We start from the raw sequence: 8,791 nt of genomic DNA on the forward strand, positions 1-8,791 counted from the left end.
CCCACGCGCACCGTCAACAGGCGTCGCGCCGCTCGGGAGGGTCTGCACAACCCTCGACCGGTCCTCACGACCGGCCCACGACCGCCAAATCCGCCGCTCAGACGCATTCGGTGAATACTGCGGGGTCACCGGACGGCGGCCCCGTCACGGCATGTCGCGCAGGTGCGCCGCACCACGGCGGGCGCGCGGCCGCTCTCCGTCGAGCGGGGCACGCCCGATCCCGGTGCAGGTGCGAGGTGCGGGGCCTGGCGAGAGCCGCCCATGCGCGACCGACCGGCACCCGATCGGCGTTGACCTCCGGCGCGCGCTCATGCGTAGTCCCGAGACGGGACAAAAGCGGAGCGCGCGAGGTGCAGGGCGACGACGAGACGGGCTGGGCCGACCGCGCCGCGCCCTCGGCGGGCGACATCGCGGCGCTCGCGGAGGCGGCGCGCGCCGCCCTGCCCGAGGGCTTCGCCGCCGCGGCCCGCGAGGTTGCGATCCGCGTGGAGGAGTTCGCCGACAGCGCGATGCTCGCCGAGGTCGACCTGCAGGACCCGTTCGAACTGACCGGCCTCTACGACGGCATCCCGCTCACGGAACGCTCGGTGATGGACCAGCCCGACCGGCCCGACACGATCTGGCTGTTCCGCCGCCCGATCCTCGACGAATGGGCCGACCGGGGCGACGAGCCGCTCGGCCATCTGGTGGCGCATGTCTACGTGCACGAACTCGCCCACCATTTCGGCTGGTCCGACGACGACATCGCGGCCATCGACCGCTGGTGGGAGTGAGGGGCGGCCGGGGCCGGGCGTGCGCCCAGGAGTGTTGACTCCGCGTCGACACATTGCCTAACCTTAGGTCATGGTTAAGGGAATTTCACGCAAGGCATTGCGCCTTCTCGCCGCCGCCTCCTGTCTGTTCGTCGCGCAGGGCGTGGCGGTCACGGCAGCGACCACGACGATCACCGACGGCACCACCGACTACCGGATCACGACCGTCGAAGGGACGCCGAGCGCGCTCGAAGCGCTCCTGAAGGCACAGCCGTGGTACACGGGCTCCTCCGATTCCATGCTCGCCGCGGCGCTTGCGGACGACCTCGGCACCTTCTTTCAGTATCCCAACGTCAATGCCGCTGAAGAAGCGGCCTGCCTGTCGGACTTCTACGAGAAGTGGCAGGACCGCAGGGAGTCAGGGGAGAACTCCACAGGTCAGATTGATGCCGTCAGCCTCCAAATTCTGGCCTTGGCTTCCTGCAGCCTCGCAGGCAGGTATGGGCCATTCTTCGCTTACGATTTCGATGACTCAGCAGGAGGCGCCGCGCTGTCGCAAGCGTCGCAAGGCACAGCTGCTTCCGAGCAGACCACGCCCCTCGGCGAGACCGCGACCTTCGCCGTCCTCGACACCGCCGTGATCCCCCTGCCCGGCGGCCTGCCGCTGCTCGCGGGCGCCCTCGCCGCCGGCTGGGCGGTCGCCCGGCGGCGGCGCGGCGGCGCACCGGCCAAGCCGTAGACCAACGCGCCCCCGGGCGCCGTGTGTCCACGCTTCCGCCACAAACGCACGCTACCGCGTGGCCATGCGTGGAAGCTACCAGACCGGGGCCGGCCTGCCGAGCCCGCTGCTGATCGGCGGCGCCGCCCTGCTGATCGGGGCCTCGCTCTTCGGCGGGGCCGAGCGCGGCTACGTGCTGCCGGGCGCGGGCCCCGAGGCGGTGGCGCTCGAAAGCGTCGACCGCATGCTCGCGCCCACCCCGCCGCTGCAGGAGGCGCTGCCGCGGGAGGCGCGCACGCCCATCGACCTCGGCGGCGGACACGCCGCCACGCCCTCGCATCTGTTCGTCGTCGACGGCGTGGTGCTGTCGCGCCACCCCTATCGGCACGGGCGCGAGGCGGCGGTCTCGCCGCTCGATCTCGTGCTCGGCTGGGGCCCGATGTCGAACCCGGCCGTTCTCTCCCATGTCGCGGTGAGCCAGGCCGGACGGTTCGGCCATGTCCGCGCCGGGCCGGACGCGCCCGTCGACCTGCGCGCGCTGGGGGAGTCATGGACCAACGTGCATCTCGTGCCGGCCGACGCCGGGGTGGCCCGCGCGCTGGAGGGGATCGTCGAGGGGCAGCTCGTGCGCCTCGCGGGGGCGCTCGTCGACGTGTCGGGGCCCGACGGCTTCGGCTGGCGCACCTCCACCACGCGGTCGGATCGGGGCAACGGCGCCTGCGAGATCCTGCTGGTCAAGGAGGTGACGGTGCTGCGCTGAGCGACGCCCCGCCGCCGGCGGGCAGCGCACAGGCACTGTGCGCCCCTGCATGGCCGCGGCGCCCTGTCGCGCCTATCTCTCTCCCGACGAAGTGTCACAACAGGGAGAGACGACATGCCCGCCATCACCCGCCGAACCGCCCTGCTCTCGGCCGCGGCCGCCCCCGCGTCGCTCGCGCTGCCGGCCTCGGCCCAGGCCCATGACGGAGGTGGCCACGCCATGCCCCGCGCCCGCAGCTTCACCCTCGGCGAGTTCCACGTCACCACCCTGCTCTCGGGCTCGGTGCCGCGCGAGGAGCCGCAGTCGATCTTCGGCATGAACGTCTCGGCCGAGGACTTCGCGCAGGTCAGCGAAGAGAACTTCATCGGCACCGACGCCGCGCAGTTCTTCTTCACGCCGACGCTGGTCGACACCGGGTCGGAGCGCATCCTGTTCGATACCGGCCTCAACGCCGCCTCGCTCGAGGGGCCGCTGGCCGAGGCGGGCTACGCGCCCGCCGACATCACCCATGTCGTGCTGACCCACATGCACGGCGACCATATCGGCGGCATGACCACCGAGGCGGGGGAGCTGACCTATACGGAGGCCGCCTACCTGACCGGCCAGGTCGAATACGACGCCTGGGCCGCGCAGGAGAACGAGGGCTTCGACGCGAAGGTGCGCCCCTTCGCGGAGCGGTTCACCTTCCTGGGCGACGGCGACGCGGTAACCTCGGGCGTGACGGCGATGGCCGCCTTCGGCCACACGCCGGGCCACATGACCTACATGCTGGAGAGCGGCGGGCAGCAGATGATGCTGATCGCCGATCTCGCCAACCACTACGTCTGGTCGCTGGGCTATCCCGACTGGGAGGTGCGCTTCGACATGGACAAGGCGGCGGCCGCGGCCTCGCGCCGCCGCGTGCTGGGGATGCTCGCGGCCGACCGGGTGCCGATGATCGGCTACCACATGCCCTTCCCCGCCGCCGGCTTCGTCGAGACCCGCGGCGACGGCTTCCGCTACGTGCCGGTGAGCTACCAGTTCATGGGCTGACGCGCCCTTCCCCCCTTTTCCGAGGCCCCGCGCCGCCCGCCCCGAGGGGTGGCGCGGGGCCGCGCCCCCTTGATTATCCGGTCCCGCGCGTCTTGTTTGCGGTAACGCCGCTTCCGGAGACGCCATGACCCCGATCCTGACGCTCACGCTCAACCCCACGGTCGATTACGCGACCTCGGCCGACGAGATCCTGGCCGACGTCAAGCTGCGCTGCTCGGAGCCGCATGTCGACCCGGGCGGCGGCGGCATCAACGTGAGCCGGGCGATCCTCATGCTCGAGGGCCAGTCGACCGCGCTCGTCTCGATCGGCGGCGGCACGGGGGCACGCCTGCTGGAACTTCTGGCGCTCGAGGGCGTGCCCACGGTCGCCTTCCAGGGGCCGGGCGACACGCGCATCTCGTTTTCCGTCACCGAAACCGGCACCGGCCGGCAATACCGCTTCGTCACGCCGGGGCCGGTCTGGGGCGAGGCCGACGTGGCGCGCGCGCTCGCCACGGTCGACCGCGCCGCCCATCCGGGCAGCTACGTGGTGCTCTCTGGCAGCCAGCCGCCGGGGGTGGCGAAGGACTTTCCCAAGCTCGTGGCCGACCACGTCGAAGGGCACCGCGCGCGCCTCGTGGTCGACACGTCGGGCCCGGCCCTGCGCAACCTCGTGGAAGCGCCGCACGAGCCGCTGCACGTGCTGCGCACCGACGATGTCGAGGCCGAGGAGATCGCGGGCCGCGCCCTGCCCGCGCCGCAGGACACGGCGCGCTTCGCCTCGGAGCTCGTCGCGCGCGGGGTGGCGCACGCGGTCATCTTCGCCCGCGGCGCCGAGGGCTCGGTGCTGGCGACGGCCGACGGCGCGTGGCTCGCCCGCCCCGCCCCGGTGCGCGAAGTGTCGAAGGTGGGTGCGGGCGACAGCTTCGTCGGGGCCTTCACGCTCGCGCTGGAGCGCGGCGATGAAATGCAGGAGGCGCTGCGTTACGGGGTCGCCGCCTCGGCCGCGGCCGTGGCGACCGAGGCGACGCGCCTGTGCCCCAAGTCGGAGGTCGACCGCCTGCTGCCCCACTGCACCGTAGAGGCGCTGGCCGCCTGACCGAGGCAAGCGGTGCGCCTTCGGCGCATTCCCCTTGCCGGGGCGGGCCCGGCCCGCCGGCCTCCGGCGGGGATATTTGGCGCAAGAAGAAGGGCAAGCCGCGCCTCAGGCGGGGCGAACGGCCCAGAGGCGGGGGACGGGCATGGCGTGGCGCGCCGCGGTCGGGTGGCCGCCTTCCTCCAGCCGGTAGCCCGAGGCGGCGGCACCGCGGCCGAGGAAGGCGATCACGTCTTCCAGGCGCGCGCCGGTGGCGCGGACGGGGAAGGCGATGCCGGGCGCGTCGCCCACGTCGCCGGTGCCCGCCGCCCGCTCGATCGTCATGTGGGCGGCGCCGAGCCCGGCCGGGCGGTGGGTGACCGCGGCGATCTCGGACCAGGGGAGGTGCACGGAGGTGTGGCGGCCCGCGACGGTGACGCCGCCCCGCTCGAGCCGCAGCGTGCACCGTTCGAACGGCGGCAGGCGCCAGACGAGCGCGGCCGCGGCCGCAACGACAAGGGCGAGGAGGAGCGGCACCGCCGTGGCCTGCCAGCCCGGGCCAAGCCGCAGCGTCGCCTCGGCCGCGGAGCCGGCCAGGAGCGCCGCGATGGCGGCGAGAGGCGCGACGAACGCCCAGTTGCGCCCCGTGGCGGGGCCGAGCGTGTCGCCTGTGGCGCCGCGCCCGTTCATTCGGCGGCGTTGGCCTCGGACCCCGGGTCGCGCCAGCGGTTGACGATCGGGTAGCGGCGGTCGAGCCAGAAGGCGCGGCGCGTCAGGCGGGCGCCGGGGGCAGACTGGAAGCGCTTGTATTCGCTCACGTAGATCAGGTGCTCGACCTTCTTGACCACGTCCCGGTCGAAGCCCTCGGCGACCACGTCGGCCACCGACCGCTCGCCGTCGATCAGGCGCTCGAGGATGGCGTCGAGCACCTCGTAGGGGGGCAGGCTGTCCTCGTCCTTCTGGTCGTCGCGCAGCTCTGCCGAGGGCGGCTTGTCGATCACGCGGGGCGGGACGACCTCGCCCTCGGGCCCCTTCATCCAGGGCCGGTGATTGGCGTTCCGCCAGCGGCAGGTCTCGAAGACGCGCGTCTTGTAGAGATCCTTGATCGGGTTGTAGCCGCCTGCCATGTCGCCGTAGATCGTGGCGTAGCCGACCGCCACCTCCGACTTGTTGCCGGTGGTCAGCAGCATCTCGCCGAAGCGGTTCGACAGCGCCATCAGCATCAGCCCGCGCAGGCGCGACTGGATGTTCTCTTCCGCCAGCCCGTGGGCTGCGTCGCCGAAGAGCGGCGCGAGGGTCTGCCCCACCGCCGCCCGCGCGGCCGAGATCGGCACCTCGTCGAGGCGGGTGCCGAGGGCGCGGGCGACGGCCGCGGCATCCTCGAGCGAGGCGGCCGAGGTGTATTCCGAGGGCAGCATCACGCAGCGCACGTTCTCCGCCCCCAGCGCATCCACGGCGATGGTGGCCACGAGGGCGGAGTCGATCCCCCCCGACAGGCCCAGCAGCACCTTGGCGAAGCCGGACTTGGCGAGGTAGTCGCGCAGGGTCTCGACCATGACGCGATAATCCTGCTCCCACGCGTCGGGGTAATGGGCGAGATCGCCCGGCACCGCCTCCCACCCCGCGGCGGTGCGGCGGAAGTCGACATGGGCGATCGCCTCTTCCATCGGCGGCAGCTGCACCACGAGGCGCCCGTGCGGGTTGAGCACGAAGGAGGCGCCGTCGAACATCTGGTCGTCCTGGCCGCCCACCATGTTGACGTAGGCCAGCGGCAGCCCCGTCTCGACGACGCGGCTGACCATGTGCCCCAGCCGCACGTCGCGCTTGTCGCGGAAATAGGGCGAGCCGTTGGGCACGACGAGGATCTCGGCGCCGGTCTCGGCCAGAGTCTCGGCGACGTCGGCGTGCCAGGCGTCTTCGCAGATCGGCGTGCCGAGGCGGACACCCGCCACCGTGTAGGGGCCGTGCACGTCGCCCGACAGGAAGGTGCGCGGCTCGTCGAAGACGTTGAAGCACGGCAGGTGGTGCTTGCAGATGCGCGCCCTCACGCGCCCACCCTTCAGCACCTGCCAAGTGTTGCACACCCCCGCCCCTTCGGCCGAGGGCAGCCCGATGCCGAGCGCGGGCCCGTCGGCACAATCGGCGGCGAGCTGGTCGAGGTGGCGCGCGCAATCGGCGAGGAAGGCGGGCTTTTGCACCATGTCCTGCACCTGGTATCCCGACAGGAACATCTCGGGCAGCGCCACGAGATGCGCGCCCGCCGCCTTGCCCGCGGCCCAGGCCTCGCGCGCCTTCCGCGCGTTCTCGGCCAGCGCCCCCACGGTCGGGTTGAGCTGGGCCATGGTGAGGCGGAAGGTGTCCATGCGGTGCGGCCTCCTGGGGTCGCGCGTCGGGTGGGTCGGGCGCCCCGCCCTCTTATCAGGATGACGCGAGGGGGAAAGCGGCGGAAGGGGAAAACCGTTGCCCCCTTCGCGCCCGCCACATAGGGTCTGCCCGCGCGCGATCAAACGCCGGGGATGCCTCGCGCCCCCCTTCGCCGCGCCGCCCGTGACAGCCCACGCGCAGGAGCCGACCATGCCCCGCCAGGCCCCCCGCCCGCCCCGCTTCCGGCCCGCCATGGGCCGCGCCGCGCTCGCCGCGCCGCTGGCGCTGGCGCTCGCCCTGCCCGCCCCGGCCCAGCAGGGCGGGCGGATCGAGGTCAAGCAATACGAGAACGGCGGCGTCTACGAGGGCACCTTCAAGGACGGGCTGCAGCACGGCCAGGGCACCTACCGGCTGCCCAACGGCTACGTCTACTCGGGCGCCTGGGTCGAGGGCGAGATCCTCGGCGAGGGCGTCGCCACCTTTCCCGACGGGTCGGTCTACGAGGGCAGCTTCGCCCGCGGCAAGCCCGACGGCTTCGGCCGCATCACCTATCCCGACGGCGGCACCTACGAGGGCGACTGGGTCGAGGGGCGGATGACCGGCACGGGCGTGGCCACCTACGCCGACGGCTCGCGCTACGAGGGCACGTTCCGCGACGGTCTGCGCGACGGCACCGGCACGCTCGTCGCGCCCAACGGCTACCGGTACGAGGGCGGCTGGGTGGCCGGCGAGAAGGAGGGCGAGGGCCGCATCACCTATCCCGACGGGTCGACCTACGCGGGCGGCATGGTGGCCGGCCTGCGCGCGGGCCAGGGCCGGCTGGAGACGCCCGAGGGGCTGGTCTACGAGGGCGCGTGGGATGCCGGCCGCATCCACGGCGAGGGGCGCCTCGTGCAGCCGGGCGGCGACGTCTACGAGGGCGAGCTGGTCGAGGGACTCCGCGAGGGCGAGGGGCGCATCGCCTACGCCAACGGCGACGTCTACGAGGGCCAGTTCGCGGGCGACCTGCGCCACGGCCAGGGCCGTTTCGTGGGCGCCGACGGGTTCACCTACGAGGGCTCCTTCGTCGAGGGGCGGATGGAGGGCGAGGGCGCCGTCACCTACGCTGACGGCACGACCTATACCGGCGGGCTGCTCGACGGCCAGCCGCACGGGCGGGGCGAGATCGCCTATGCCGAGGGCGGCGGCTATGCGGGCGACTGGGTCGAGGGCGTGTTCCACGGCGAGGGGCGCGTGGAATACCCCGACGGCTCGGTCTACGAAGGCGGCTTCGTCGAGGGGCAGCCCGAGGGCGCGGGCGTGCTCGAGGCGCCCGACGGCTATGCGTACGAGGGCGCGTGGGCGGGCGGCGTGCCCCAGGGCGAGGGCCGCGCCACCTATCCCGACGGGTCGGTCTATGTGGGCGGCTTCGTCGAGGGCGCGCGCGCGGGCGAGGGCCGCCTCGAGACGCAGGAGGGCTTCGTCTACGAAGGCGGCTGGTCGGCCGGCGAGATGGAGGGCCAGGGCACCGCCCGCTACGCCAACGGCGATATCTACACCGGCGGCTTCGTGGACGGCGAGCGCGAGGGCGAGGGGACTCTGGTCTACGCCTCGGGCGAGGAGGTGACGGGGATGTGGGAGAACGGGCAGTTGGTGGTGGATTGAGCCAGCGGCAACGGCGATGCCCCAGGCAGGTCACTCTCTTCACGTGGAGCGCAATGCAATCGTAAGACCACCTGAGCAAGATAATACACAATCGAGGCTTCGAAGATGCTCTATCTGCATATTGGAACGGCAAAGGCCGGAAGTACGACAATCCAGACGCTACTTTCTGAATGTCACGAAAAGTTGCCCCACGGGCAACTGAAATCGTTTGGCATCGGCAATGCTTGGCGGCTCGCGGCTTCTACCGGCGCACCCCGGGCCCGACGCTATTGGGTCGACAAGCGAAAGAGATTCGACGCCGATGAGTATGCTGCCTTTTGTTCACGATTTAGGCGCGAGGTTGAACCCGCAGTATTCACCGAATGCGTCTGAGCGGCGGATTTGGCGGTCGTGGGCCGGTCGTGAGGACCGGTCGAGGGTTGTGCAGACCCTCCCGAGCGGCGCGACGCCTGTTGACGGTGCGCGTG

The 8,791-nt window shown here is 72.2% G+C and carries 8 protein-coding genes; 6 read left to right on the forward strand and 2 right to left on the reverse strand.

What is annotated here, in order from left to right; translation table 11 throughout:
- Positions 1–350: 350 nt before the first annotated feature.
- From DLJ49_RS20270 to DLJ49_RS20290, 5 genes are all read left to right on the forward strand, one after another.
- A complete protein-coding gene (locus DLJ49_RS20270) occupies positions 351–773 on the forward strand; it encodes a metallopeptidase family protein (RefSeq protein WP_199533466.1) in 423 nt (140 codons plus the stop codon).
- 70 nt (positions 774–843) lie between these two features.
- A complete protein-coding gene (locus DLJ49_RS20275) occupies positions 844–1,491 on the forward strand; it encodes a hypothetical protein (protein ID WP_147277376.1) in 648 nt (215 codons plus the stop codon).
- A gap of 64 nt (positions 1,492–1,555) precedes the next feature.
- Positions 1,556–2,230 carry a hypothetical protein gene (locus DLJ49_RS20280; RefSeq protein ID WP_115395331.1) on the forward strand — a complete coding sequence of 225 codons (675 nt, stop codon included), beginning with the start codon at positions 1,556–1,558 and terminating at the stop codon, positions 2,228–2,230.
- A 114-nt stretch (positions 2,231–2,344) separates the two neighbouring features.
- Positions 2,345–3,262, forward strand: coding sequence for an MBL fold metallo-hydrolase (locus DLJ49_RS20285; RefSeq protein WP_115395332.1), 918 nt, complete (start codon positions 2,345–2,347; stop codon positions 3,260–3,262).
- A 124-nt stretch (positions 3,263–3,386) separates the two neighbouring features.
- Complete coding sequence (locus DLJ49_RS20290) at positions 3,387–4,340, forward strand: 1-phosphofructokinase family hexose kinase (RefSeq protein ID WP_115395333.1); 954 nt, start codon at positions 3,387–3,389, stop codon at positions 4,338–4,340.
- 105 nt (positions 4,341–4,445) lie between these two features.
- Here DLJ49_RS20290 and DLJ49_RS20295 read toward each other — a convergent pair whose 3' ends face one another.
- Entirely contained in the window at positions 4,446–5,006 is a 561-nt protein-coding gene (locus tag DLJ49_RS20295) for a hypothetical protein (protein WP_115395334.1), read from the reverse strand.
- On the reverse strand, positions 5,003–6,679 hold the full coding sequence (locus DLJ49_RS20300) for an NAD+ synthase (RefSeq protein ID WP_115395335.1): 1,677 nt from the start codon (positions 6,677–6,679) through the stop codon (positions 5,003–5,005). Before DLJ49_RS20300 ends, DLJ49_RS20295 begins: the two co-directional genes overlap by 4 nt.
- A 253-nt stretch (positions 6,680–6,932) precedes the next feature.
- Between DLJ49_RS20300 and DLJ49_RS20305 the strand changes: the two genes are divergently transcribed.
- Complete coding sequence (locus DLJ49_RS20305) at positions 6,933–8,324, forward strand: MORN repeat-containing protein (protein WP_115395337.1); 1,392 nt, start codon at positions 6,933–6,935, stop codon at positions 8,322–8,324.
- The last annotated feature ends 467 nt before the right edge of the window (positions 8,325–8,791 follow it).

The sequence above is a fragment of the Rhodovulum sp. 12E13 genome, from assembly GCF_003340565.1.
GTDB lineage: Bacteria > Pseudomonadota > Alphaproteobacteria > Rhodobacterales > Rhodobacteraceae > HLUCCA09.

Excerpts from the sequence above, each read along its gene's own strand:
- DLJ49_RS20275 (WP_147277376.1), top strand. The coding sequence starts at position 844 with ATGGTTAAGGGAATTTCACGCAAGGCATTGCGCCTTCTCGCCGCCGCC.
- DLJ49_RS20280 (WP_115395331.1), top strand. The coding sequence starts at position 1,556 with ATGCGTGGAAGCTACCAGACCGGGGCCGGCCTGCCGAGCCCGCTGCTG.
- DLJ49_RS20285 (WP_115395332.1), top strand. The coding sequence starts at position 2,345 with ATGCCCGCCATCACCCGCCGAACCGCCCTGCTCTCGGCCGCGGCCGCC.
- DLJ49_RS20290 (WP_115395333.1), top strand. The coding sequence starts at position 3,387 with ATGACCCCGATCCTGACGCTCACGCTCAACCCCACGGTCGATTACGCG.
- DLJ49_RS20295 (WP_115395334.1), bottom strand. The coding sequence starts at position 5,006 with ATGAACGGGCGCGGCGCCACAGGCGACACGCTCGGCCCCGCCACGGGG.
- DLJ49_RS20300 (WP_115395335.1), bottom strand. The coding sequence starts at position 6,679 with ATGGACACCTTCCGCCTCACCATGGCCCAGCTCAACCCGACCGTGGGG.
- DLJ49_RS20305 (WP_115395337.1), top strand. The coding sequence starts at position 6,933 with ATGGGCCGCGCCGCGCTCGCCGCGCCGCTGGCGCTGGCGCTCGCCCTG.